This is a genomic window from Luteibacter sp. P1_D3, from assembly GCF_056406135.1.
Genome location: NZ_JBFUAT010000019.1, coordinates 58,543 through 83,259, shown reverse-complemented (window position 1 = coordinate 83,259; position 24,717 = coordinate 58,543). Strand labels below are relative to the sequence as shown.

The window sequence follows — 24,717 nt, the reverse complement described above, 5'->3', positions numbered from 1 at the left end:
GAACAAGATTTCGTCGGTCCGCTTCAAGCATTCGAGTTGCTGGCAAGGCGCGGCTATATCGTTCTAGTCGAGCTTTTGCCGAATACGGTTGGTGTTGATTTCGACGTCATCTCGACGAAAGGTGGACCTACGTCTGGAGTGGTGCGGCGGCGCGGCCCAGTCCTGAGTGCGATAGCTCCCGAGATCATCGCGGAAGCCGACCGGGCAATTTGACCCGTTCGACGTCAGCCCGCGTCATTCAGGCCCCTTAGCCGGCACGAACGGACACTTGGCGGCGTCGCCTTTGTCGCCCTGAAGCTGGGCGGTAGCCGGAGGCCAGGACGACGGCGACATTGGGAGCAGCGGTCGTCTCGCCGCGTGGGAACTTGTGGACGGCAGACTTCAGGTGAGAATGTTGGACGGAAAGATGACTCATACCGAGCAGATCGACCTTCAGAAGAGCCTGAATGACCAACAGGAACAGTTCCTCAACCACTAGGTGAAAGCATGACTAATGTCGCTGCCCTTGCCGTCTTTCTGCTTGGCTCGGTGAGCCCGCAGCAGGTCACTATCCAACAGTTGAACTCGTCGCCCGAAAAGTTTGATGGGTTGCGAGTCACAGTTTCTGGTTGGATCGTCATCGACGATGAAAAGCGGTACATCGTCGCTCAGCCACGCGATTACACAATGTGGCGAAAGGGAGCGACTTGCCTCTCCGTCATTAACGGGGAAGCGCTAGATGAGCGGGAAAAGGACTACAACGGAAAACATGTACATCTCCAAGGTGTTTTTCGCGCCGACGTGCGCAGTGGAGACTCAATTCGTCTTGGCCTTTGCAGTGCTACGGGACTAGATCTCGAAAATGCTCCTGTAGACGGCAAGGTCGCACTCATCCCTCGATGAACCTCGTCACCTTCCCCTTCACCTCTCCTAATCGAGAAGCGTCAGGGATGCGRCAAGGTCTAGACGGTGGTGAACTGGCCAACGAAAGACGTCGATGTTTTCGAGCATGGATTCCAGCGACCTCGAAGAAGCGCTCACGCGCGTGCTTGAGGCAGACGTCGCCGATATGACGCTACCGGAACAAGATTTCGTCGGACCACTTCAAGCGTTCGAGATGCTGGCAAGGCGTGGTTATATCGTTTGCGTCAGGATGTTACCGAACGCCAACAGCGTCGATTTCGAAGTCATCCGGATGCGGGGCGGACCTGAGTCGCCATCGCTTAGACGACTCGGCCCTGTCCTAAGCGCAATAGCTCCTGACATCGTCATTGAAGCCGAACGGGCCTTTTGACCCGTTCGACGTCGGCCCACGTCATTCAGGCGCCTTAGCCGGAACGAACGGCGACACTGGATCGCTTGCCGGGAACGTCTCTTCCAGCGCCTGATCTTGGTTCTCGCTGGCTTTGTCCTTGCGGGCTTTCTTCTCCGCGTCGGTTTCCGCGTGGGAGGGTTGGCCGTGGTCGGGGTGGTTTACGTCTTGGCGGTCGTGGGTCATGGGGCGCTCCTGGTGTCCGGAGGTCCATGAGGCGATGTTTGGGGTGAAGGGTGGGTGGCGGGGGCGTTTAGGAGAGCTTCGCCGATGAATCGGCTCCCACAGGAGGCATAGGAGCTTCGCCGATGAATCGGCTCCTACCAGGAGCGGGTTACGGGTGGGTTTTGGGGGCTTTGGCTTGGGTTAGGGCGGTGGCTAGGGCGGCGCGGGAATAGGGTTTGCGCAGGACTTCCACGTCGGCGGGGGCGCCTTTGTCGCCCTGGAGCTGGGCGGTGTAGCCGGAGGCTAGGACGACTGCGACGTTGGGATAGGTCTCGCGGATTTGGCGGGCGAGATCGAGGCCGTTGATTTCGCCGGGCATGATGACGTCGCTGAAGACCATGTCGATGTCGTTGCGCTTAGCCAGGATCGCCAGCGCCTGGGCGGCGTCTCCCGCTTCCAGCGTCACATAGCCGAGCGCGCTGAGCATGGCGACGGAGACCTCGCGCACGTTGATATCGTCGTCGACGACCAGGACGCGGCCGTCACCGGCGGCTGGGGCGGCCGGTGCACTTGGTGCGGCGGAAGCGACCTCGTCCGTGTGCGGCAGGCACAGGTCGATGGTCGTGCCCTGCCCCAGTTCGCTCGTGACGCTCACGAAACCGCCGGACTGGCGCACGAAGCCGTAGACCTGGYTGAGTCCCAGCCCCGTGCCCTTGCCCATCGCCTTGGTGGTAAAGAACGGATCGAAGATGCGCGCCGCCGTTTCGGGCGTCATGCCGGTGCCGCTGTCACGCACGCGAATCACCACGTAACTGCCGGGCTCGGCGGCCATCGCCAGAGCTTCGCGTGGCGTCAGGGTCGTAAGCGAGGTAAGGATCGTGAGGCGGCCGCCGTGCGGCATGGCATCGCGCGCGTTGATTGCCAGGTTGAGGATCGCGGTTTCCAACTGGTGTGGATCGCTGCGGCAGTACCAGCGCCGGGCTGGTTGCGGCAGCTCCAGGGACACCGTTTCACCCAGCGCGCGGCTGAGCAGCGTGGCAAAGCCACGTAACAGATCGTCGACACACACCGGCTGTGCCTGCAGGTCCTGTCGACGCGAGAACGCCAGCAACTGCTGGTTGAGACTCGCGCCGCGCTCCACACCGGACTTCGCTGCGGCGAAGAAACGTTGCGCCTTGGGATTGTCTTCGGGCAACGCGCTTTCAAGCACGTCGAGGCTGCCGCCGATGACCATCAGCAAATTGTTGAAGTCGTGGGCGATGCCGCCGGTGAGCTGGCCGACCGCTTCCATCTTCTGCGCTTGGCGCAGCTGGGTTTCCATCAGACGGCGTTCGGTCACGTCGCTGACCACGCCGACCAGCCGTGACGGCACGCCATCTCGCTGATAGGTGCGGCCGATGACGTGCACCCAACGATGCGCACCACCTTCCACCGCAGGACGGACTCGACGCTCGAAATCCAGCAGTCCCGTCGTCATCGCCTGTTCGAAAGCGGCACGCACCTCGGGCTGCTCGTTCGCCAGGAACGGCAGCGCCAGCGAATCGAGGGTTCGTGCGGTGGAACCGATGTCCTCCAGACCCAGGATCCCCTCGGCCTGACGCGAGATAGTCACCGCTCCCAACACCAGGTCGATGTCCCAGCTACCCATGCCGGCGGCTTCGAGCGCCACGGCCAGACGATCTTCCGCACTGCGACGCTCGGCCATTTCGCCGGCGAGCTGCGCGTTGGTCGCGGCCAGTTCGTGGCTGCGCTGACGCGCGTGGGTCAGGTCTGTCGCAATGATGCAGATGAGCCGCGGCATGCCGGGTTCAAACGGCAGGTCCACCGCAGACAACGTGACGGGAATGGACTGGCCATCGACGCGATGCAAGGTGACTTCCGCCGCCCTGCCCGCATCGGCGCCCGGCGACAACAAGGCGGCCATCACCAGTGCGTCAGCGCGTTCCAGATAGGGCACCACGGAACGCCCGATCATCGATTCACGCGTCAGTCCGAGCAAGGCGGCGAAGCGCTGGTTGCAGTAGAGCACCACGCCCTCACCGGTCAGGGTGACGGCGCCTTCCTGCATGTGTTCGACCAGCACGCGGTATGGCCGGTCGGCGCTCTCCAGCGTGTAGATGCTTGGGCCGTCCGGATGATGGACGACCACGGCGTCCACCTCGCCCCGGCGGATGGCATCCAGGGTTTCTTCCGCCTCACGCAGCCGCTCGAGAAGCTCGCGGCTGGGGAGGTCTTCTTCAGCATGATCATCAGCGCGCACGATCAATCCTGTTGCGGTGGCCGCGGAGCGAGGTCGAGACCGGCCAGCACCTTGAGCTCATCGGACAGGTCGCCGATGATCCGGCGCAGCGGCTCGGGTAGCACCTTGACCAGGGTCGGCGTAGCGACGATCTGCAGGTCCCGCGTGGTTTCCGGACGCTCGTACACGTCGATCACCTCGAGTTCGTAGCGGCCGTCGAGCTTTTCCTCGCAGATCTTGCGCAGGTTCTCGATCGCGCGTGTCGAGCGCGGCGTGGATCCAGTGATGAACAGCCGCAGCTGGTAGTGCGGCGAATCGACGGAAGGCGGCGTGGACTCGGGAGGCGTCGCCGTCATGTGCTGGATAGCCGAGGACGCATGTCCAGACCGACCAGCACGCGCTCCGCATTGGACAAGTCGCCGATGACTCTTCGCAACGGTGGCGGCAGCCGCCTGATCAGCGTGGGCACGGCGACGATCTGGTCGCCGGCCGCCAGCTGCGGGGTAACCTGCAGATCGACCACCTCGATCGTGTAGCGGCCGGCGAGATGTTCCTCGCACAGGCGCTTGAGGTTGGCGATGGCAGCCAGCGATTTCGGGGTTTGCCCGGCCACGTAAAGCCGCAGGTGGACCTGGCCGTCGTCGCCTGGCTGTTCGTCGTCGAACACAGGAATGTCTTCAGCGACGGTCATAGGTCACCTCGCAGGGTGGACATCATGGAGCGGTTGGCGTCGCGGTTGGTCGCATGGACCTCGTCCTGCTCGCTCATGCGGCTGACCTCGGCTTCTTCGCTTTCCAGCTCGGCCTGAAGCTCGGCAATCTGGCGCTCGACGGTGAGTCGCCGGCGTTCGAGTACGCGACGGCGGCTCGCGACAGCGTCCTGCCTGGCCTGCTCGGCTTCGCGCTCGCGAGCCTCCTGGGCCACGCGTGCCGTACCGGTAAGCACGCCTTCGGGCCCAACGTAAATGGGCGCCATCTCGATGCCCTCGTCGGTCAACCGGTATTCGCGCAGCTGTTTGGAGTGGTTCATGCCGCGGGCTTTGAGCAGGGACAACACGCGATTGCGCTCGCCATTGGACTCCACGTCGGACAGGGCGATCCAGATGTCCATCAGCGACGAGACATTTCGTTCGCTGTCGCTCATGGAGTCACCCGACGACGAAAGCGAGGTGAAGAGCGCAGTGATGCCCCGGCTCTTGCAGATATCGGCCAGCCGCAGCAGCGTGGCGTTGACCTCGACCATCGGTCCACGGAAGGCCGAGATGGGATCGACCACGATGACCGCCGGGTCGAACGTGTCGATGTCCCGGTGCATGCGCGCCAGATGCATCTCGAAACCGTAAAGGCTCGGGCGAGCCGCTTCGATCTTCAGCAGCCCGGCATCCCGGTGACGTTGCAGATCGATGCCCACCGAACCCATGTTGCGCGTCACCTGCGCGGCGGATTCCTCGAAAGCGAAATACAGGCAGCGTTCGCCGCGCGCGCAGGCGGCGTCGACGAACGACGCGGCGAGCGTCGACTTGCCGGTACCCGCCGAGCCGGACACGAGCACGCTCGAGCCACGGTAGTAACCGTGGAGGCCCAGCATGGCATCCAGGCCCGGGACACCGGCGGAGACCACTTCCTGCGAGACCTCGTGCGCGAGTCCGGCCGAGGTGATCGGCAGTACGGTGACGCCCTGCTCGTCGATCAGGAAGGGATATTCATTGGTGCCGTGCGACGAGCCGCGATACTTGACCACGCGCAGGCGGCGCGTGGTCACCTGGTCGATCACGCGGTTATCCAGCAGGATCACGCAGTCGGACACGTATTCCTCGATACCGTAGCGCGTGAGCTGACCTTCGCCGCGCTCGGCCGTCACAATCGCCGTGACGCCCTTGGCMTTCAGGAAGGCGAAGAGGCGCCGCAGTTCCGAACGGAGCGTGGCCGAGTCTTCGAGTCCGGCGAACAGGGCTTCGACCGTGTCGAGCACGACGCGCTTCGCGCCGATCGTGTCGATGGCATGACCCAGGCGCACGAACAGGCCCTCCAGGTCGTAGTCGCCGGCCTGCTCGATCTCCCCGCGCTCCAGGCGCACGTAGTCCACGACCAGCTTCTTCTGCTCGACCAGCGCGTCGAGATCGAAACCCAGTGACGCGACGTTGGTGGAAAGTTCTTCCTGGCGCTCCTCGAAGCTCATGAAGACGCCCGGCTCGCCGTACGTTTCGATGCCTTTGACTAGGAAGGTGATGCCGAAGAGCGTCTTGCCGCAGCCGGCGGCGCCGCACATCAGCGTCGGGCGGCCTTCCGGCAGGCCACCGAAGGTCAGTGCGTCCAGCCCGGAAATGCCGGTGGGCGTCTTTTGCAGCGAGGGCGCCTTATGGGCCCCTTGGTCCTTGAGGGAGACCTGGTCGGTCATGCGATACCTTTCTTTCGCAGGCGGGTGAAAAAAACGTCGAGGCGCTATAGCGCCCCGTGTGCAAAATGCCGGGAAAGGGTATCCAAAGCGCGTGAAGTGGCGGTGATCGGGCGGCGTCCAGCCCGGCCCGCGCGGGTCTAGGGCGTCCCTTCCCTGCCCGCCTGCCGCGTGTTGCTGCGGTAGATCAGGAACAGGGCGAACGCGAGCAGGGCCATCGCGGCGTAGCGCGCACCGCCCAGCGGAATGACCGGATTGCTCAGCCAACCAAAGTTATCGATCAGCAGGCTCATCAGCAGCTGGCCGCTGATCACCGACACCGTCGCCGCTGCCGTGCCCACCCGCGGCATCGCGAAGACGATGACCAGCATGTAAACGACGCCGAAAAATGCGCCGGTGACCTGCCAGCGTGGGGCGGTGAACAGGGTCAGGTCGTGATGCGGCTCGAAGAAGAAGGCGTACAGGAAGCTCAGCAAGGCGCCGAGCGTGAAGGTGAGCCAGGCGCTTTCGAGCACGCCGACGTGGGCGCCAAGCCGGCCGTTGATCGCCGACTGCGCGCACAGGATCGCGCCACTGGCGACGACGACGAGAATCATGAGGATGAGCACGGGGGATTCCTTAGTGGATCAGCCAGAGGGCGGCGAGGATGGCGACGAGCGCGCCGGCGCGATAACCGTCGACGGCACGCCGCGCGCTGCCGAGCCAGCCGAAGTGGTCGATGACGAGGCTGGCGGCGACCTGGCCGAAGAGGATGCCGACCATGGTCAGGCCCACACCGATGAACGGTGTGGCGAGGGTGAGCGCGGCCACGTAAAGAGGCCCCAGAACACCGCCGGTGAGCAGCCAGCGAGGCTGCGCGAACATCAGGGCGAGACGTGGGCGGCCAAAGACCAGCCCGAAAGTCAGCAGCAACGACCCCACCGCGAAGATGCCGAGCACGGCCCAGCCGTGGCCGACTTCCGTGCCCAGAGGGCCCAACAGACCCGCCTCGATCGACAGGCCCATGCCGGCCAGGACGATCAGCGGAATTAACCAGATGTGTTTCACGCGACAGGTTCCGTGGATAGACAGGCCAAGGTTGGGGGACTGCCCATATCGGAACAATTAGGCCAAACTGGAATACATCATTGCTTTTTGGACAACTCGATGCAGCTCAACGCCTTGCGCTACTTCGCCATGGTGGCGGCAACGGGAAGCTTCATCGCCACGGCGCGCCACTTCCGCGTCCCGGCATCGTCGGTGTCCCGGCAGATCGCCGCACTCGAACGTGAGGTGGGCCAGCAGTTGCTTTACCGGCACACCCGGGCGGTCCGGCTGACCGATGCCGGCGAGCGCTACTACCTCACGGTGCGAGAGGCGCTGGACCTGCTGGACATGGCCGCCGAGCAGGCCGCCGACAAGGACACCCAACCCAAGGGCCTGATCCGGGTCAATGCGCCGGTCGCCCTGGGTCGCCTGCACATCGCCCCGCTGTTGAACGATCTTCAGAAGGACTACCCCGACCTGTCCGTGCAGCTCACCCTCACCGATGCCTTCATCGATCCGGTGCAGGAGGGCGCGGACATCACCCTGCGTGTCGGGCGACTGGAGGACTCCGGCCTCGTCGGGCGCCTGGTTGCGCCGCAGCGCTACATCCTCTGCGCCAGCCGCGGTTATCTCGACACCCACGGCATACCCGAGACCCCCGAACAGCTGGCGGAGCACAACTGTCTGGTCTACCGCGGCCAGTGGGGCGCGCAGCGATGGTATTTCCGCCCGCCGGGAGCACCGCGCTACGACGCCTATGACGTCACGGGTCGCTTCCAGAGCAACAACGCGGAAACGCTGGTGTCCGCGGCGGAAGCCTCATTGGGACTCGTGCTGTTCCCGACCTGGTTGTTCCAGGCCGGGAGTTTCCGGAAGGGCCGCTTGGTGAAGCTGCTGACCGGTTGGGAAGCATCCGTCGAAGCCGAACCGCCGGGCATCCATCTGGTGTCGCCAGAGAACCGCTCGCGCTCGAGGAAGGTTCGCATCGTCACCGACTTCCTGCTCGAGCGCATCGGCGCCCCACCCTACTGGGACCGGGTCTGACAGGCGCGACAGGCGCTATCTCGTCGGTGGCTCGGCATTCGGCCGCCGACCACCCTCGATATCCTCGAGCGGCTCGGGTGCGGTTTCGAGCAGCGCCTTATAAATCCATCCCCCTACCGCGCCACCAAGCAACGGCACCACCCAGAACAGCCACAGCTGGCTCAACGCCCAACCACCCTGGAACACCGCGACACCCGTGCTCCGTGCCGGGTTGACCGAGGTGTTCGTGACCGGAATCGAAATGAGGTGGATGAGGGTCAGTGCCAGACCGATCGCCAAGGGCGCGAAACCCACCGGCGCGCGTTTGTGCGTGACGCCCAGGATGACGATCAGGAAGAACGCGGTGAGCACGAACTCGGCGACCGCCGCGGCGGCGAGCGAGAAGCCACCGGGTGAATGTTCACCGTAGCCGTTGGTGGCGAAGCCCAAAGCGACATCGAACCCCGGTTTGCCGCTGGCGATGATGTACAGCACACCACCTGCGGCAATGGCACCGACCAGCTGGGCGACGATGTAGGGAATCACATCCTTCGCCGGAAAACGCCCTCCGGCGAAGACGCCGACAGTGACGGCAGGATTGAAGTGGGCACCTGAGATGTAGCCCACGGCATAGGCCATCGTCAGGACGGTGAGGCCGAAGGCGAGTGCGACACCGGCGAAGCCGATGCCGAGTTCGGGGAAGGCAGCAGCCAGTACCGCGCTGCCACAACCTCCGAACACCAACCAGAATGTACCGAGGCACTCGGCGAGTAGACGCTTGGACATGGGACGACTCCTAACGGTGGGGGTCAGTTGGCATCCATGCTGCGGATGAAAGCCGCGATAGGTTCTTGTGGCACGCGAACCAGGCCCTTCGTCGGCATGTCGAGATCAGCGACGAGACCTAGCGCGAGAACGACCAGAAGGAAGACCAGGGTGGTCGCCGTGCGATAGCGCCCGCGGAGGTAGCCGATCAGGCCCGCGGCGACAAAGCAGTAGAGGCCCAACGTGCCGGCCAACCGAGCGGGGACATGCGCTTCGGCAGCGGCCGTGCGTTCACCGGCGATGTCGATCATCTCGTTCGCGGGGCCGAGCAATAGCGGCGCCAGGGCCGTGGTGCGAACCGGCACCATGTCCGTGGCAATCTCCGCCCACAGACGGGCCTGGATGGCGTCGGCTTTCTGGGATGCGAGCACCACCTCGCCTGGGCCGTCGGCCAGTCCATACGCCAGGCGCGCGACGGCGTACTGCCTCATCAGGTCACGGGCACGATCGCGCTGCGCAGCGTCCAGCAAGTCGAAGCGCAGCCAGGTGGTCCCCATCGCATTCGCCTCGGAAACCACGAGCTCCCGTCGTGTTTCATAGCGCGCCAGGGCCAGCGAGAAGGTGAATCCGATCAGCAGGGCGAGCAGGCCGAGGACGGCGCTCAAAGCAAACTCCGCCTTGCCGTCGTCTTCCCCCGGTGTGACCCGTCGCGCATGGCGGCGATGCAGCGCGTAGCCGATCTCCCGTCCGATCAGCATCAGGACCAGCAGACCGAGGCTAACTACCCATGGGGGTGTCGACGTGAACATGTGCCCACTACCCCGAGTGTGTGTAGATGGCCAAGCTTTGCCCTGTCGCCCGGCGGGCCACCAGCGAAGAACTACTTAGAAGGGGCAGTGCCTGCGCTGTGCGTACAAATACGCAAGCGGCCCTAGGTAAGCTTTCGCTTGGGCCTGAGGCCCGGCTCGCCTAACCTGTCGCCACGACCGGATGCTGGCGCCTGCGCCACCGAGGGCTCGATGCGCGCGGGACTGCTCTTCAGCGAAGCCACCCACGTCGAGATGCTGAGGCGACTCCGTCTGATCCGCCTCGACGACCGGCGCGAAGCGACGATACGGGTCGCCGTGGCTATCGCCATCGCGTGGATTCCGCTGCTCATACTGTCGCTCGTCGGCACGAACGGCGCGTCCATCCTGCCCTTTCTGAAGGACGCGGCGGTACACGCCCGCTTCCTGCTCGCCGTGCCCCTCTTCATCGCTGCCGACTACGTCGTGCTCCCTCGCCTGGACTCGATGGCGCAGTACTTCGCCGTCACCAACCTCATTCCCCCGTCGAAAATGGCGGAGTACGACGCCCTGCTCGCCAGCAGTCGCCGCCTCAGCACGGGCGTGTGGCCTTCTGGCTTCCTGGTCGTCGCCGTATACGCCCTGGTCGCGTTGCTCGCGGCCATGGTCCCCTACGACGTCATTCCCCTCTGGCAACGAGGGACCCTCCCGCTTCAACTGTCGATGGCGGGTTGGTGGCATCTGGCGATCAGCCTGCCGCTGCTCCTCGGCCTCATCCTCGCGTGGCTATGGCGCCTCGGCGTCTGGGTGCGCTTCCTGTGGCGCACGGCGCGGATGGGTCTGTATCTGGTCGCGGCGCATCCGGATCAGGCAGGCGGCCTGCAGTTTCTCGCGTACTCGCCACGGATCCTCGCCACCCTCGCCCTGCCCATGAGCATCGTGGTGGCCGGCTTGTTGGCCAACAAAGTCATCGCGGGCGCGTCGCCCATCGGGCACGAGACCACACCGGAGGTCACCGCGGCGGTGATGCTCCTGCTGTTCGGCACGCCGCCCCTGGTCTTCACCCGCACGCTGCTCGTGGCCTGGCGCATCGGGGTCTACCGTTACGGCGATCTTGCCGCCCGCGCCGGTGAGGCCTTCGAGGCCCGGTGGTTTGCCGCGGAGCAGAAACTCGACGCCGACCTGCTGGAGCGCCCCGACTTCTCGTCGACCACCGATCTCTACGCCGTCGTGGCGAACGTCTACGCAATGCGCACGGCGATTTACGATATCCAGGGCCTGTTGTCCATTGTCGTTGCAACCGCCCTGCCGTTCGCACCGATCTGGCTTTCCGCCATTCCCTTCTCGACCATCGTCGATCATCTCGTCGGTTCGCTGTTCTGACGGGATGGCGCCACGCTTACGGTGTCTTTGCGTGCTCCGCCGCGCGCTGCACCATGAAGCGCTTGATCTCCGCCTCGGACACCTTGCCGCGGTGGGTGACATCGATCTCGCTAAAGTATTTCACCGTGGTGGGCATATTGCCCTTTTCAGCTTCGGCCAGCGTCACATAACCGTCCTTGTCGGTATCCGCCCGGATGAACTTTTGGTGGAGCGCCTTGGTCGCCCTGTTGAGCGCCGAACCCGCACCGTTCTGCGCGAACGCGGGCAGTGACGTGAAGGTCAATGAGGCTACGACCACCCAAGCAAGGATCGTCACGTGTCGGTTGGTCATGACCATTCTCCGGACTATGGCAAGGGCACGGCGAAGGCAGCGAGCAACAGTCGGCCGCCATAAATCATCATCTGGACCGAGAGCGCCACGGTCAACGATCCGATGATGGTGCCGAATACCTTGAATGGCATCGGGCCGATAGTGCGCATGATCGGGCCGGCCGAGAGCATCGCTAATAGATGCAGGACAAGCACCAGCACGACGACACCGACCAACCCGAGGGTGCGCTCGGTGCTGTGGCTCGACGCCAATAGCACGATGAAACCCGCCAGGCCGTACGGTGTGACGATCATCGGGATGGCGAGACTGAAGGCCGTCGGCACCGTGGCCCCGACGGAAGCTGCCGCTGCGGGCGCATGGCTCGCGACGGGCTCCGGCGCGTACTGCTCGAGGACCGTCCGCAACGACACCAGGAGAAAAATCAGCCCTCCGGCGATGAGCATGGCCGGCAACGAAATCTGCCATTTGTGCTGTAGCGCGAGTCCGACGAATCCGCCGATAAGCACCGTCACCGTGGCCAGGAGGAACGTCTTGAAGGCGATTTCCCTGCGTGTCGAGGCGTCGAACGCATGCATGCGGGCGAAGTACACGGCGGGCGTCTTCAGCGGCGGCCCCATGACGACGAACAGCAAGGTAAACGCTTCGGAGAGACCGAGGATCTGTGTCGCTCGCGGTGGTTCGGTGGCGAGCGAGACCGCTTCCTGAAGAAACGTAAGAAGTGTCATCACGGGAGCTCCGGTGGAACGTCGCGGCTCGCCTTCTCTTCACCCTGCCATGGCCAGCGTCCCTCGACTTCGAGAATCAGCGACCAGCTGAGGAAGGTGCGGATGACGACGAGGAGTCCCAGGGAGATAACACTTTGCACCGAGCTGTCCAGCGCAATGGTTCGCACGATGTCAGCGGCGACGAGAATCTCCAGGCAAAGCAGCAGCGCGCGACCGAGACGCTGCTTGTACTGCGTGTAGTGGGCCGGCGGGTTGGCCACACGCCGGATCAGTCCGACGAGATAAATCGCCGTGGCGGCAATGATGGCAACGATGATCAGGGCCGTCGCGAGCAGTTCAATGCCCAGCGCGGCGATCTCGATGAGGCCATGGGCATTGCCGGTTTCCATGACTCTTCCTCGCCGAAGTGAGGGTCATTGTCGTTGTCCGTCGGCTGCAACGCGTCAGGGCTTATACGGAGCCCCACCCCGTAAAACTACGGACGCTGTAAGTCGTCGTTCGCGCAAGAATTTTCCTCTTCGAATCACCCATTGAGTGGAGATATCTCCATGGCGACGAAAGCGAAAAAACCGAACGTCCTCGTGATGTGGGGGGACGATATCGGCCAGTCGAACCTGAGTTGTTACACACGGGGCCTGATGGGCTATCGCACGCCGAACGTCGACCGCATCGCCAACGAAGGCATGATCTTCACCGACTCGTATGCCGAACAGAGCTGTACCGCAGGGCGCGCTTCGTTCATCACCGGCCAGTGCGGCCTCCGAACCGGCATGACCAAGGTCGGCCTTCCCGGCGCCGATCTGGGCCTCAAGCCGGAGGACATAACGATTGCCGAAGCGCTCAAGCCGCTCGGTTATCGCACGGGACAGTTCGGCAAGAATCATCTTGGCGACCGCGACGAGCACCTGCCGACGGCGCACGGCTTCGACGAGTTCTTCGGCAACCTCTACCACCTCAACGCCGAGGAAGAGCCCGAGGAAGTCGACTACCCGAACGTGAAGGACTTCCCGGAATTCAAGAAGAAGTATGGGCCGCGCGGTGTTTTACATTGCTGGGCGGATGGCAAGGGCGGACAAAAAATCGAGAACACCGGTCCGTTGACGACCAAGCGCATGGAAACCTGCGACGACGAGTTCCTTGCCGCCGCTAAGAAGTTCATCAAGGCTGCCCATGACGCCGATGAGCCTTTCTTCGTCTGGTTCAACACCTCGCACATGCACGCGTGGACGCACGTCAAACCGGAGAGTCGTGGCCAGTCAGGCCGTTGGCAGTCCGAGTATCACGACGTGATGATCGATCATGACAAGTGCATCGGCGAGATGCTCGACTTCCTCGACAAGCTCGGTATCGCCGACGACACCTTTGTCAGCTACAGCACGGACAATGGTCCTCACATGAACACGTGGCCGGACGCCGGCACCACGCCTTTCCGCAACGAGAAGAATTCGAGCTGGGAAGGTGCGTATCGCGTGCCGGCCATGGTTCGTTTCCCTGGCAAGATCGCCGCAGGATCGGAATCCAACGAGATCATCAGCCATCTCGACTGGTTTCCCACCATCCTCGCGCTCGCCGGTGAGCCGGATATCAAGGAGAAGCTCAAGAAGGGTCACAAGATCGGCAAGACGACCTTCAAGGTCCATCTGGACGGCTACAACCTGCTTCCCTACCTGACCGGCAAGGAGAAGAAGAGCCCGCGTCCCGGCTTCATCTACTTCACCGACGACGGCGATGTCGCGGCCCTTCGCTACGACAACTGGAAGATCATGTTCATGGAGCAGCGTGTCACCGGCACGTTGAAGATCTGGCAGGACCCGTTCGTCGTCCTGCGTGCGCCCTATATCTTCAACATGCGGATGGACCCGTACGAGAAGGCGCAGATCACCTCGAACACGTTCTACGACTGGATGTTCCGGCACATCTTCCTGCTCGTCCCCGCCCAGGCGGTCATCGCCGAGTTCCTCGGGACGTTCAAGGAATTTCCGCCCCGACAGAAGGCGGCCAGCTTCAGCCTGGACCAGGTCCTGGAGAAGATGAGGGAGACGTCGTCAGGGGCCTGAGGTCCGGTCATGGGTGCGGCAAGCGAACGGCCCGACCCTTGGATCGGGCCGTTCGCTTTGGCGTCCCGTGTCCGCGTCACGTCGATATTCTACGTACAGTCATGAACTTATGAGACATTTCTCGCCCTGATTCTATTGACGTCGCTACGGCCAAGTGCTGAGCACCTCCCGGCGCCGAGCGCGCCCGATCGACAGGCGTGAAACGTCATCGACCCAGCCAACCCCTTCGTGCTACGTTTTTCGCGTGGATCCGAGCCAAGTCGCCGTCCGCCCCGCGGATGGCATCGCCAAGCCAGGTTTCGAGGGAGCTTCACGTCATGCCTCTCACGCGTCGCGAGTTTCTCAAGGTCACAGGCGTGGGCCTGGCTGCCGGCAGTCTCGGCATGCTCGGCTTCGGTGCCTCCGGGGTGGCGCAAGCCGCCGCGGTGCGACCCTTCAAGCTGGCCCATGCCACCGAGACACGTAACACGTGTACGTACTGCTCGGTCGCCTGCGGCATCCTCATCTACAGCATGGGTGACCGGGCCAAGAACGCCCTCTCCAACATCATCCATATCGAGGGCGATCCGGATCATCCGGTGAACCGCGGCACGCTGTGCCCGAAGGGTTCCGCGCTGCTCGATATCGTGCATGCCCCTACCCGCCTGACCGCACCGCGATACCGAAAACCGGGCGGGACCGAGTTCGAGGAAGTCTCCTGGGACTTCGCCCTGGACCGCATCGCCAAGTTGATGAAGGAGGACCGCGACAAGCACTTCATCACGCAGAACGCGGCCGGCACCACCGTCAACCGCTGGACCAGCATGGGCATGCTGGCGGCGTCGGCGTCGTCCAGCGAAACGGCCTTCCTCACCTGGAAGGTCGCCCGTTCCCTCGGCATGGTGGTGTTCGACAACCAGGCGCGCGTCTGACACGGACCGACGGTGGCCAGTCTGGCCCCATCATTCGGTCGTGGTGCGATGACGAACACCTGGCAGGACATCCGTAACGCCAACGTCGTCATCGTGATGGGTGGCAACGCCGCGGAAGCACACCCCTGCGGTTTCAAGTGGGTGATCGAGGCGAAGATCGAGAACGGCGCGAAGCTCGTCGTGGTCGACCCGCGCTTCACGCGCACGGCCTCGGTCGCGGATTACTACGCCCCGATCCGTCCCGGCACGGACATCGCGTTCCTCAGTGGCGTGATGCGTTACCTGCTGGAGAAGGACGCCATCCAGCATGCCTACGTGCGTGCGTATACCAACGCCAGCCTGCTGGTGGCGGACGGCTTCGCCTTCGAGGACGGCCATTTCAGCGGCTTCAACGCGGAAACCAACAGCTACGACAAGGCGACCTGGAACTACGATCTCGACGAGCAGGGCTTCGCGAAAGCCGACGACACCTGGCAGAACCCGCGCTGCGTGATCAACCTGCTCAAGCAGCACGTSKCCCGGTACACSCCGGARATGGTCKMGCGGATCACCGGCACGCCGMAGGACAAGTTCCTGCACGTATGCGAACTGATCGCCAGCACGGCGGCGCCGGACAAGGCGATGACCAGCCTGTTCGCGCTCGGCTGGACGCAGCACTCGGTCGGCGCGCAGAACATCCGTGCGATGGCGATGGTCCAGCTGTTGCTGGGCAATATCGGCGTGGCCGGCGGTGGCATGAACGCGCTGCGCGGGCACTCCAACATCCAGGGCCTGACCGACATCGGCCTGCTGTCCAACCAGATGCCGGGTTACCTGAGCCTGCCGACGGACAAGGAAGCCACGTTCGACGACTACATGAAGACCAAGCTGTTCAAGCCGCTGCGTCCGGGCCAGACCAGCTATTACCAGAACTACGGCAAGTTCGTCGTCAGCTTGCAGAAAGCGCTCTGGGGCGATGCGGCGACGAAGGAGAACAACTGGGGATACGACTGGCTGCCCAAGCTCGACATACCGCTGTACGACATCATCAAGGCCTTCGAGATGATGAACAACGGCCAGATGACGGGCTACATCTGCCAGGGCTTCAACCCGCTACAGGCCTTCCCGGATCGCGGCAAGATCCGCCGCGGCCTGAGCAAACTGAAGTTCCTCGTCACCATGGATCCGCTGGATACCGAAACCTCGCGCTTCTGGCAGGATTTCGGCCCGCAGAACCCGGCCAAGCCGAGCGAGATACAGACCGAGGTGTTCCAGCTTCCGGTGACGTGCTTTGCCGAGGAGAACGGCTCGCTGGTGAACTCGGCGCGCTGGCTGCAGTGGCACTGGAAGGCCGCCGAAGGCCCGGGCAAGGCGATGTCCGATATCTGGATCATGAGCGGCATCTTCCACCGTCTGCGCGAGATGTATCGCAAAGACGGCGGTGCCTTCCCCGACCCGATCCTCAACATCAGCTGGAAATACACCGATCCACGCGCGCCGGATCCTGAGGAGCTGGCGAAGGAAATGAACGGGCGTGCCCTGGCCGACCAGACCGATCCGGTCACCAACGCGGTGACCGCGAAGGCCGGGACCCTGCTCGACGGCTTCGGGCAACTCAAGGACGACGGCACCACGGCCTCGGGCTGCTGGATCTTCGCCGGCTCGTTCACCGAGAAGGGCAACCAGATGGCCCGTCGCGACGCCACCGATCCGCGCGAGCAAGGCATCGCGCCGAACTGGGCCTGGGCGTGGCCGGCCAATCGCCGCATCCTCTACAACCGCGCCAGCGCGGACCTGGAGGGCAAGGCCTGGAACCCGAAGAAACCGATCGTCGAATGGAACGGCACGCGCTGGACGGGCATCGATGTGCCCGACTACATCCCCACGACCAAGCCTTCCGACAACGTCGGCCCCTTCATCATGAATGCCGAGGGGCTCGGACGTCTGTTCGCCCTCAACCTCATGGCCGAGGGTCCGTTCCCGGAGCACTACGAACCGTTCGAATCGCCTTCGGAGAACGTGCTTCATCCCAAGGTGAGCAACAACCCGGCGGCACGCGTCTTCGCCGACGATCGCGCTTCATTCGGACACCGGAACGACTTCCCGTACGTCGCGACCACGTACCGCCTCACCGAGCACTTCCACTTCTGGACCAAGCACGCGCTGATCAACGCGATCCTCCAGCCCGAGGAATTCGTCGAGATCGGTGAGGTACTGGCGAAGGAGAAAGGCATCGCGCAAGGCGGCTGGGTCAAGGTCTCGTCCAAGCGCGGTGAGGTGATCTGCAAGGCCTATGTGACCAAGCGCATCAAGCCGCTGACCGTCGATGGCAAGCCGACCCATGTGATCGGCGTGCCCTTGCACTGGGGCTTCACCGGGCAGGCGCGGAAGGGTTACGGCGCCAACACGCTGACTCCCTCGGTCGGTGACGCCAACACGCAGACGCCGGAATTCAAGGCGTTCCTGGTCAATGTCGAACCCACCGCCGCGCCGGTCACCTGAGGCGAACGCCATGTCGGATATGCAATCGCAAGACTACATCCGTCGCTCCGCCTCGACGATGACGCCACCGATGACGCGAAGCCACGAGGACCAGGTGGCGAAGCTGATCGACGTGAGCCGATGCATCGGCTGCAAGGCCTGCCAGTCCGCGTGCATGGAATGGAACAACCTGCGTCCGGAGATCGGCCACTTCGAAGGCTCCTACGAGAACCCCATGGACCTGGGGCCGAGCGTATGGACGCTGATGAAGTTCGCCGAGTACGAGAACGAGCAAGGCAATCTCGAATGGCTGATCCGCAAGGACGGCTGCATGCACTGCGAAGACCCGGGCTGCCTCAAGGCCTGCCCGGCACCCGGGGCGATCGTCCAGTACGCTAACGGCATCGTCGACTTCATCAGCGACAAGTGCATCGGCTGCGGGTACTGCATCAAGGGCTGCCCGTTCGATATTCCGCGCGTGAGTAAGACCGATCACAAGTCGTATAAGTGCACGCTGTGCTCGGACCGTGTCGCCGTCGGTCTGGAACCGGCCTGCGTGAAAGCCTGCCCCACCGGCGCCATCATGTTCGGCTCCAAGACCGACATGACGAACTGGGCCGGCGAGCGCATCGAGGACCTCAAGTCGCGCGGCTTCGAGAATGCTGGCCTGTACGATCCGCCGGAAGTCGGCGGCACGCACGTGATGTACGTGCTGCATCACGCGGACAAGCCGTCGCTGTATTCCGGCCTGCCCGACAAACCACGCATCAGCCCGGTGGTCGAACTGTGGAAGGGCGTGATCAAGCCGCTTGCCGTGATCGGCATCGCGCTGGYTGCCGTGGGCGCCTTCTTCCATTGGGTCACCATCGGTCCGAACGAGGTGACCGACGCGGACGAAGCCGAGGCCGATCGCGTGTTGCGCGAGGAAGAGAAGGAGGAGTCGACATGACCCGCCCCGATCGTGCCATCACCCGCTACACCACCTCGAACCGCGTCAATCACTGGATCAACGCCGGCTTGTTCATTCTGTTGGTGTTATCCGGACTGTCGATGTTCCATCCGATCCTGTTCTTCCTGTCCGAGCTGTTCGGCGGTGGCCAGTGGGCGCGGGCGGCGCATCCCTGGTTCGGCGTGTCGCTGGTGATCAGCTGGATCGGCATGATCATCCAGTTCTGGCGATCGAACCTGCCGTCGAAGGATGACATCGCCTGGTCGAAGGCGATCGTCCACGTGGTGAAGAACGACGACGAGCACGTCCCGCCGATCGGTCGCAACAACAGCGGACAGAAACTGGTGTTCTGGTCGATGACCCTGCTGATCCCGGTGCTCTTCGTCACCGGTCTGCTGATCTGGGAGGTCTATTTCGGTGAAGCCACGTCCATCCCCGTGCAGCGTGTAGCCGTATTGATCCATAGCGCGGCGGCGATCTGCGCGATCCTGGTCTGGGTCGTCCACGTCTACGCAGCGATCTGGATCCGCGATTCCGTGCGCAGCATGACCCAGGGGTATGTGACGCCCGGCTGGGCGTGGCACCATCATCGCAAGTGGTTCTACCAACTGGCTGCGAGCCGTCGCGTCAGCAAGACCACACCCAGGAAGAACCCGTGAAGCAAGCCGAGGCACCACCCGACAAGGCATGGAGCGGCCCCACCCACGCCGGGGTCAAATCGCCCGCCCCGATCGTGATGCCGGACCTCGCCCGCCGTTTCGCCGTCACGGCGGCCCGCCTGGATCACCTCGCTCCCGGTCACCCCATGGAGCCCTGGCTGCGCTTCGTCGCCCGCCTCGCCCGTGCCCAGCACGTCGTCGCCACGACCCTCGCCCCCGCGGCCACCCTGAGTCCCGACGACCTGGCGCGCGCCACCGAGGCACGCCTCCCACCCCTCGCCGCCGACGGCCATCCACGTACCCCTAGCTGGCGTGACGGCCTGATCCGCCTCCTCGACCACCTAGTGGTTGTAGGAGCCGATTCATCGGCGAACAGCCTCCAAGGCAACGACCTCCCCCCAGCCACCCTCGCCCTCATAGATACCCTCCGCACCGCCGATCCCACCACCCTCGAAACCCTCGCCACCCAGTTCCTCCGCGGCCACATCCCCGCCGCCGACACCGGCGCCACGGTCTTCATCGTCGCCGCCCTGCAGATCTACTTCACCGGCTCCGCGGCGCGCCTGTCCGCCGCCGACCTTCGGCTGCTGCAGGAACGCTCGCTCTGCCCCTGCTGCGGCTCGCCATCCATTGCCGGCGTGATCACCGCCAGCGGCATCATTCCCGGCACGCGTTATCTGCATTGTTCGATGTGCTCGACGGCGTGGAACCACACGCGCACCGTCTGCGTGACCTGCGCCGGTACGCGCAAGCTTTCCCTGCGGGGCATCGAGGACGACGGTGGCGTGGTCAAGGCCGAGGTCTGTGCGGAATGCCACACGTACAGCAAGCTCCTCTACCAACTCCACGACACGCAGCTGGACCCCGTCGCCGACGATCTCGCCTCGTTCGGCTTGGACCTGCTGGTCAGCGAGGAAGGTTTTGCCCGCCATGCGCCCAACCCCTTCCTGCTGACGGGAGACAGCGAGGACGATATCGGGTAAATACTCGGGGCATGGTCGAGCCCGCGTCGCATGCCCTTCGCCACCTTCCCGCCGTCGCCACCGTCCTGGCGACCACCGGTGCCGCCGCCCTGGTCGAACGCCACGGGCGTGTCGCCACCACCGAGGCGATTCGCCAGGTGATCGACGAGGCTCGCCATGCGCTGCGCGCCACCCCAGCGGTGGCGCCGGGCGCGGATGAACTCGCCGTACGCGCAGGCGAACGTCTCGCGGCAAAAGCGCCCGGCATGCGGCCGTTGTTCAACCTCACGGGTACCGTGCTCCACACCAACCTCGGCCGGGCCGTGCTGGCCGATGCCGCGGTCGACGCTGCGGCGAACGCGATGCGCCATCCCGTCGCCCTCGAATACGACCTCGACAGCGGCTCACGCGGTGAGCGCGACGATCACGTGCGCGGGTTGCTGCGCGAGCTGACCGGTGCGGAAGACGCCACCGTCGTCAACAACAACGCCGCTGCGGTGCTGCTGTGCCTGAATACCTTCGCCCTGCGTCGTGAGGCGATCGTGTCGCGCGGCGAACTCATCGAAATCGGCGGCGCGTTCCGCATGCCCGACATCATGCTGCGTGCCGGTGCCGACATGGTCGAAGTCGGCACGACCAACCGCACGCACGCGGCCGACTATCGCAACGCCCTCAACGAACGTACCGGGCTCGTGCTCAAGGTGCATACCTCGAACTATCGGATCCAGGGCTTCGTCGCGGAAGTGGGTGCGCGCGAGCTGGCCGGCATCGCGGACACGGCAGGCGTGCCGCTGCTCAACGATCTCGGCTCGGGCAGCCTTGTCGATCTGTCGCGCTACGGCCTGATGAAGGAACCGACCGTGCGTGAGGCCGTGGCCGAAGGCGCGCGGCTGGTCACGTTCTCCGGCGACAAGCTGCTCGGTGGCCCGCAGGCCGGCTTCATCGTCGGCGACCGCGCCTTGATCGCCGAGATCAACCGCAATCCGCTGAAGCGCGCGCTGCGGGTGGACAAGATCCGGCTGGCAGCGATCGAAGCCACCCTCGCGCTCTACCGCGATCCGGAGCGCCTCGCCGAACGACTGCCCACGCTGCGCTACCTCGCCCGGCCCCCCGTCGACATCGACGCCCAGGCCCGACGCCTGCTACCCGCCGTCGCGCAGATCGTCGGCGCCGCCTTCGCGGTCGACGTCGGCGAATGCCAGAGCCAGATCGGCTCCGGCGCCTTGCCCCTGGATACGCTCGCCAGCGTGGCGCTACGTCTTCGCCCGCACGGAAGCCAGGAGGTGCTCGAACCCCTGGCCGCCGCACTGCGTGCGCTGTCGCATCCAGTGATCGGCCGCGTGTCCAAAGGTGCCTTGCTCATGGATCTGCGCTGCCTGGATGAGGCGGACGAAGCCACCTTCCTCGCCGCACTGGGTGAGCTCGACACCAGCGCCCTGCTCGCTGCCCGGCCATGATCGTCGGCACGGCCGGTCACGTCGACCACGGCAAGACGTCCCTGGTCCGGGCGCTTACCGGTGTCGATGGCGATCGCCTGAAGGAAGAGAAAGTCCGCGGGATCACGATCGATCTCGGCTTCGCCTACCTGCCACTGGCGGATGACCAGATCCTCGGCTTCATCGACGTGCCCGGCCACGAGCGCTTCGTGCACACCATGGTCGCGGGCGCCGCCGGCATCGACATCGCGCTGTTGGTGGTCGCGGCCGACGATGGGGTGATGCCGCAGACGCGCGAGCACCTGGCGATCCTCGACCTGCTCGGCACCCGGCGCGCCGTGATCGCGCTGACCAAGATCGACATGGTGACGGCCGATCGCGTTACCGAGGTCACAGGGCAGATTCGTGACGTCACGAAGGCAAGCGCCCTGGCGGCAGCCGATATCCTGCCTGTCTCGTCGGCCACCGGCGACGGCCTTGACGCGCTGCGTGAGCGACTCATCGCCGAAGCGCGTTCTTTGGAGGCTCGGAGCGACACGGGACGCTTTCGACTGGCGATCGACCGCGTCTTCACCCTGCCCGGCATCGGACTGGTGGTGACCGGAACCGTGCTCTCAGGCGTCGTGCGTGTCCGTGATGCCGTCACGATCAGCCCGTCCGGCCTTGGCGCGCGCGTACGCTCGTTGCACGCGCAGAACCGTCCCGTGGAGACTGCCCGCGCCGGTGACCGCTGCGCGCTCAACCTGACCGGCGACGGCCTCGCCAAGGAGGCGATCCATCGCGGCGACATGGTCGTCGACCCGTTCCTTCATGCCCCGACCGGCCGACTCGATGCCCGGCTGCACCTGCTCGCGTCGGAGTCGAAGCTGATCGAGCCCTGGTTCGCCGTGCGCTTGCATCACGGCGCCGCGGAAGTCGGCGCGCATGTCGTTCCGCTCGAAGGCCAGCATCTGCGCCCCGGCCGGACAGCCGACGTGCAACTGGTGCTGGACCGTCCGCTCGCCGCCGCGGTCGGCGACCGCTTCGTGCTGCGCGATGTCTCGGCCCGGCGCACGATCGGCGGTGGCCAGTTGATCGATCTGCGTGCGCCCGAGAGGCATCGACGAACCCCGGTGCGCGAAGCCGAGCGTGCTGCGATGCGCCTCGACGATCCGAAACGAAGCCTCGCGGCCTTGCTCGACGCCTCGTCGACGGCGCGCGATCTCGACGCGTTCGCTCGCGACCGGGCGCTGTCGGCAGCAACACTGGAGGCCGTGATTGCAAGCCTCTCACCGCTGGTCTTCGAGACCGGCGACGCGCGTGTCGCCATCGGGGCGATATCATGGGAGCATTTCGTCACCGCCGTGATCGAACGTCTGGAAGGCTTTCACGCGGCGTACCCCGACCGGCAAGGCATGGCGCGCGAGGGATTGCGCAAGGTCGTCAAGCCGGAGTTGTCCCCCTCCGCTTTCGCCATGGCCTTGCAGCACGCCGATCTTTCAGGGCGGGTGCGGCTCGATGGTGCGTTCGTTCGCCTCGCCAGCCACGTGATGCAGTTGAGCCCGGCGCACGAGCGCCAGTGGGCTGCCGTCGCGCCCTTGCTCGGCGGTGAGGCACGCTTCCGGCCGCCGCGCGTGCGCGACATCGGCCGCGAACTGTCGATACCGGAGGCGGACGTTCGGCAGCTGCTGAAGCTCGCCGCGCGCATGGGCGATGTGGATGAGGTCAGCCACGATCATTTCTTCCTGCGCACGACGGTGCACGAGTTGCTGCAGGTCGCCGCGGACATCGAGGCCACGGATGTGGAGGGATGGCTGACCGCCGCGCCGTTCCGCGACCGGCTCGATTGCGGCAGGAAGGTGGCCATCCTCATCCTGGAGTTTTTCGACCGTCACGGCGTGATGCTCAAGCGCGGCACGCTGCGACGGATCCAGCCGCGTTATCTGGATCTTTTCGCCCCGACCACGTAGCGTTCCCCTTCATGGAAGAGCATCGTCCCCGGTGGGGCGTCCGGACTTCAAATCCGGGTGAGGCAGCCAGTCTGTCTCGGGTGGGTTCGACTCCCATGCTCTTCCGCCATCTCACCCGACCTCGTATCAGCTGACCTCGATTCCCGGGCTCCCCGCCATGACACTGCCGATGATGCTGGCGCGCGCATATCCAGCGGCCTCGATCATGTCGCGCAGGGCGACGGCGCGTTCGGCCTGGCAGGCCACCAGCAGGCCGCCCGAAGTTTGCGGATCGGTCAGTAGGTCGCGACGCCACGAGGGCAACTCGTTGACGAAGGTTACGCCCTCGCCATAGCTGTCCCAGTTACGCTTCGACGCGCCGGTGATGAAACCCGCTTCGGCCAGCGCCTTCGCCTGATGGAAGAACGGCACACGAGCCTCGTCGATCGCGATCCGCACGTCGCTGCCCCGCGCCATCTCCATCGCATGGCCGAGCAACCCGAAGCCGGTGACATCGGTGATCGCGTGAACCTCGTCCAGCTTGCCCAGCTCATGACCCACGCGATTGAGCAGCGTGGTCGACGCAATCAGCTCGTCGTAGGCGTCGGTCGGGAGCGCCTGCTTCTTGAACGCCGCCGAATAGACACCGACACCGATCGCCTTGGTGAGGATCAGTACGTCGCCCGGCCTGGCGCCCGTGTTCCGGCGGACGTTGGATGGCGCGCAGATCCCGATCGCCGCCAGCCCGTAGATGGGCTCGGCCGAATCGATCGAATGCCCGCCCGCGACGGGAATGCCCGCCTCGGCACAGACGGATTCGCCGCCGGCCAGAATCGACCGTACGGTATCGATCTCGATCTTGCCCAAGGGCATGCCGAGAATCGCCAGGGCCATGATCGGCTTTCCGCCCATGGCATAGACATCGGAAAGCGCATTGGYGGCSGCGATGCGGCCGAAGTCGTGCGGGTCGTCGACCACGGGCATGAAGAAGTCCGTCGTGGCGATCACGCAGGTATTTTCGTCGACCTGCCACACCGCGGCATCGTCGCTCGACTCGTTGCCGACGAGCAGTTGCGCGAACGGCATCGCAGCCGGCTTGTCGGCAAGCAATTGCTGGAGCACGGAGGGTGCGAGTTTGCAGCCACATCCGCCGCCATGGGCAAGTTCAGTCAAGCGCGTACAAGTCATGGACAACTCCACCAAAGTCGCGGTGGCGCGACGGAGGGAT

The 24,717-nt window shown here is 64.5% G+C and carries 25 protein-coding genes and 1 tRNA gene; 13 read left to right on the top strand and 13 right to left on the bottom strand.

Annotated elements, in window-relative coordinates:
• From AC1DYM_RS13530 to AC1DYM_RS13520, 3 genes are all read left to right on the top strand, one after another.
• On the top strand, positions 1–213 hold a 213-nt coding region (locus AC1DYM_RS13530; RefSeq protein WP_477339112.1), incomplete at its 5' end, for a hypothetical protein.
• 273 nt (positions 214–486) lie between these two features.
• Entirely contained in the window at positions 487–882 is a 396-nt protein-coding gene (locus tag AC1DYM_RS13525; RefSeq protein ID WP_477339110.1) for a hypothetical protein, read from the top strand.
• A 94-nt stretch (positions 883–976) separates the two neighbouring features.
• Positions 977–1,273, top strand: coding sequence for a hypothetical protein (locus AC1DYM_RS13520; RefSeq protein WP_477339108.1), 297 nt, complete (start codon positions 977–979; stop codon positions 1,271–1,273).
• A gap of 21 nt (positions 1,274–1,294) precedes the next feature.
• Here AC1DYM_RS13520 and AC1DYM_RS13515 read toward each other — a convergent pair whose 3' ends face one another.
• From AC1DYM_RS13515 to AC1DYM_RS13485, 7 genes are all read right to left on the bottom strand, one after another.
• Positions 1,295–1,477 (bottom strand): hypothetical protein, encoded by a 183-nt coding sequence (locus tag AC1DYM_RS13515; protein ID WP_477339107.1) that lies wholly within the window; start codon positions 1,475–1,477, stop codon positions 1,295–1,297.
• Positions 1,478–1,625: 148 nt separating this feature from the next.
• Complete coding sequence (locus tag AC1DYM_RS13510; RefSeq protein ID WP_477339105.1) at positions 1,626–3,716, bottom strand: ATP-binding protein; 2,091 nt, start codon at positions 3,714–3,716, stop codon at positions 1,626–1,628.
• Positions 3,717–3,718: 2 nt separating this feature from the next.
• Positions 3,719–4,051: a circadian clock KaiB family protein gene (locus tag AC1DYM_RS13505; RefSeq protein ID WP_477339103.1), complete on the bottom strand. Its 333-nt coding sequence runs from the start codon at positions 4,049–4,051 to the stop codon at positions 3,719–3,721.
• Positions 4,048–4,386 (bottom strand): circadian clock KaiB family protein, encoded by a 339-nt coding sequence (locus tag AC1DYM_RS13500; protein WP_477339101.1) that lies wholly within the window; start codon positions 4,384–4,386, stop codon positions 4,048–4,050. Before AC1DYM_RS13500 ends, AC1DYM_RS13505 begins: the two co-directional genes overlap by 4 nt.
• On the bottom strand, positions 4,383–6,092 hold the full coding sequence (kaiC, locus tag AC1DYM_RS13495; RefSeq protein ID WP_477339099.1) for a circadian clock protein KaiC: 1,710 nt from the start codon (positions 6,090–6,092) through the stop codon (positions 4,383–4,385). Before kaiC ends, AC1DYM_RS13500 begins: the two co-directional genes overlap by 4 nt.
• Positions 6,093–6,229: 137 nt before the next feature.
• A complete protein-coding gene (locus AC1DYM_RS13490; protein WP_477339097.1) occupies positions 6,230–6,697 on the bottom strand; it encodes a DMT family transporter in 468 nt (155 codons plus the stop codon).
• A 10-nt stretch (positions 6,698–6,707) separates the two neighbouring features.
• The gene (locus tag AC1DYM_RS13485; RefSeq protein WP_477339095.1) at positions 6,708–7,136 is read right to left on the bottom strand and encodes a DMT family transporter; all 429 of its coding nucleotides are present in this window, start codon (positions 7,134–7,136) and stop codon (positions 6,708–6,710) included.
• Between the two features lie 99 nt (positions 7,137–7,235).
• Between AC1DYM_RS13485 and AC1DYM_RS13480 the strand changes: the two genes are divergently transcribed.
• Positions 7,236–8,159, top strand: a complete 924-nt coding sequence (locus AC1DYM_RS13480; RefSeq protein WP_477339093.1) for a LysR family transcriptional regulator — start codon at positions 7,236–7,238, stop codon at positions 8,157–8,159.
• Between the two features lie 15 nt (positions 8,160–8,174).
• Here AC1DYM_RS13480 and aqpZ read toward each other — a convergent pair whose 3' ends face one another.
• Together aqpZ and AC1DYM_RS13470 are read right to left on the bottom strand one after the other, a co-directional pair.
• Positions 8,175–8,924: an aquaporin Z gene (gene aqpZ / locus AC1DYM_RS13475; RefSeq protein WP_477339091.1), complete on the bottom strand. Its 750-nt coding sequence runs from the start codon at positions 8,922–8,924 to the stop codon at positions 8,175–8,177.
• Between the two features lie 23 nt (positions 8,925–8,947).
• The gene (locus tag AC1DYM_RS13470) at positions 8,948–9,712 is read right to left on the bottom strand and encodes a bestrophin-like domain (RefSeq protein ID WP_477339090.1); all 765 of its coding nucleotides are present in this window, start codon (positions 9,710–9,712) and stop codon (positions 8,948–8,950) included.
• 210 nt (positions 9,713–9,922) lie between these two features.
• Here AC1DYM_RS13470 and AC1DYM_RS13465 point away from each other — a divergent pair, with 210 nt between their 5' ends.
• On the top strand, positions 9,923–11,071 hold the full coding sequence (locus AC1DYM_RS13465) for a hypothetical protein (protein WP_477339088.1): 1,149 nt from the start codon (positions 9,923–9,925) through the stop codon (positions 11,069–11,071).
• A gap of 16 nt (positions 11,072–11,087) precedes the next feature.
• On the opposite strand, the gene AC1DYM_RS13460 is transcribed toward AC1DYM_RS13465, so the two are convergent.
• From AC1DYM_RS13460 to AC1DYM_RS13450, 3 genes are read right to left on the bottom strand one after another with little or no spacing between them, the layout of a single operon-like run.
• Complete coding sequence (locus tag AC1DYM_RS13460) at positions 11,088–11,402, bottom strand: EF-hand domain-containing protein (protein ID WP_477339086.1); 315 nt, start codon at positions 11,400–11,402, stop codon at positions 11,088–11,090.
• A 14-nt stretch (positions 11,403–11,416) separates the two neighbouring features.
• Positions 11,417–12,127, bottom strand: a complete 711-nt coding sequence (locus AC1DYM_RS13455; RefSeq protein WP_477339116.1) for a MarC family protein — start codon at positions 12,125–12,127, stop codon at positions 11,417–11,419.
• On the bottom strand, positions 12,127–12,516 hold the full coding sequence (locus tag AC1DYM_RS13450) for a DUF1622 domain-containing protein (RefSeq protein WP_477339084.1): 390 nt from the start codon (positions 12,514–12,516) through the stop codon (positions 12,127–12,129). The genes AC1DYM_RS13455 and AC1DYM_RS13450 overlap by 1 nt, the downstream gene beginning before the upstream one ends.
• Positions 12,517–12,675: 159 nt before the next feature.
• Between AC1DYM_RS13450 and AC1DYM_RS13445 the strand changes: the two genes are divergently transcribed.
• The 8 genes from AC1DYM_RS13445 to AC1DYM_RS13410 all read left to right on the top strand — a co-directional run bounded on the left by AC1DYM_RS13445 (position 12,676) and on the right by AC1DYM_RS13410 (position 23,619).
• On the top strand, positions 12,676–14,184 hold the full coding sequence (locus tag AC1DYM_RS13445) for an arylsulfatase (protein ID WP_477339082.1): 1,509 nt from the start codon (positions 12,676–12,678) through the stop codon (positions 14,182–14,184).
• A 278-nt stretch (positions 14,185–14,462) separates the two neighbouring features.
• Positions 14,463–17,576 (top strand): formate dehydrogenase-N subunit alpha, encoded by a 3,114-nt coding sequence (gene fdnG / locus AC1DYM_RS13440; RefSeq protein WP_477339114.1) that lies wholly within the window; start codon positions 14,463–14,465, stop codon positions 17,574–17,576.
• A gap of 10 nt (positions 17,577–17,586) precedes the next feature.
• The gene (fdxH, locus tag AC1DYM_RS13435; RefSeq protein ID WP_477339080.1) at positions 17,587–18,504 is read left to right on the top strand and encodes a formate dehydrogenase subunit beta; all 918 of its coding nucleotides are present in this window, start codon (positions 17,587–17,589) and stop codon (positions 18,502–18,504) included.
• Entirely contained in the window at positions 18,501–19,163 is a 663-nt protein-coding gene (locus AC1DYM_RS13430) for a formate dehydrogenase subunit gamma (protein WP_477339078.1), read from the top strand. The genes fdxH and AC1DYM_RS13430 overlap by 4 nt, the downstream gene beginning before the upstream one ends.
• Positions 19,160–20,146, top strand: a complete 987-nt coding sequence (fdhE, locus tag AC1DYM_RS13425; RefSeq protein ID WP_477339076.1) for a formate dehydrogenase accessory protein FdhE — start codon at positions 19,160–19,162, stop codon at positions 20,144–20,146. The genes AC1DYM_RS13430 and fdhE overlap by 4 nt, the downstream gene beginning before the upstream one ends.
• Positions 20,147–20,157: 11 nt before the next feature.
• Positions 20,158–21,582: an L-seryl-tRNA(Sec) selenium transferase gene (gene selA, locus AC1DYM_RS13420; RefSeq protein ID WP_477339074.1), complete on the top strand. Its 1,425-nt coding sequence runs from the start codon at positions 20,158–20,160 to the stop codon at positions 21,580–21,582.
• Positions 21,579–23,510: a selenocysteine-specific translation elongation factor gene (gene selB, locus AC1DYM_RS13415; protein ID WP_477339072.1), complete on the top strand. Its 1,932-nt coding sequence runs from the start codon at positions 21,579–21,581 to the stop codon at positions 23,508–23,510. The genes selA and selB overlap by 4 nt, the downstream gene beginning before the upstream one ends.
• A gap of 13 nt (positions 23,511–23,523) precedes the next feature.
• Positions 23,524–23,619: transfer RNA gene (locus tag AC1DYM_RS13410), tRNA-Sec, on the top strand.
• A gap of 17 nt (positions 23,620–23,636) precedes the next feature.
• On the opposite strand, the gene selD is transcribed toward AC1DYM_RS13410, so the two are convergent.
• Entirely contained in the window at positions 23,637–24,677 is a 1,041-nt protein-coding gene (gene selD / locus AC1DYM_RS13405) for a selenide, water dikinase SelD (protein ID WP_477339070.1), read from the bottom strand.
• Positions 24,678–24,717 lie beyond the last annotated feature (40 nt).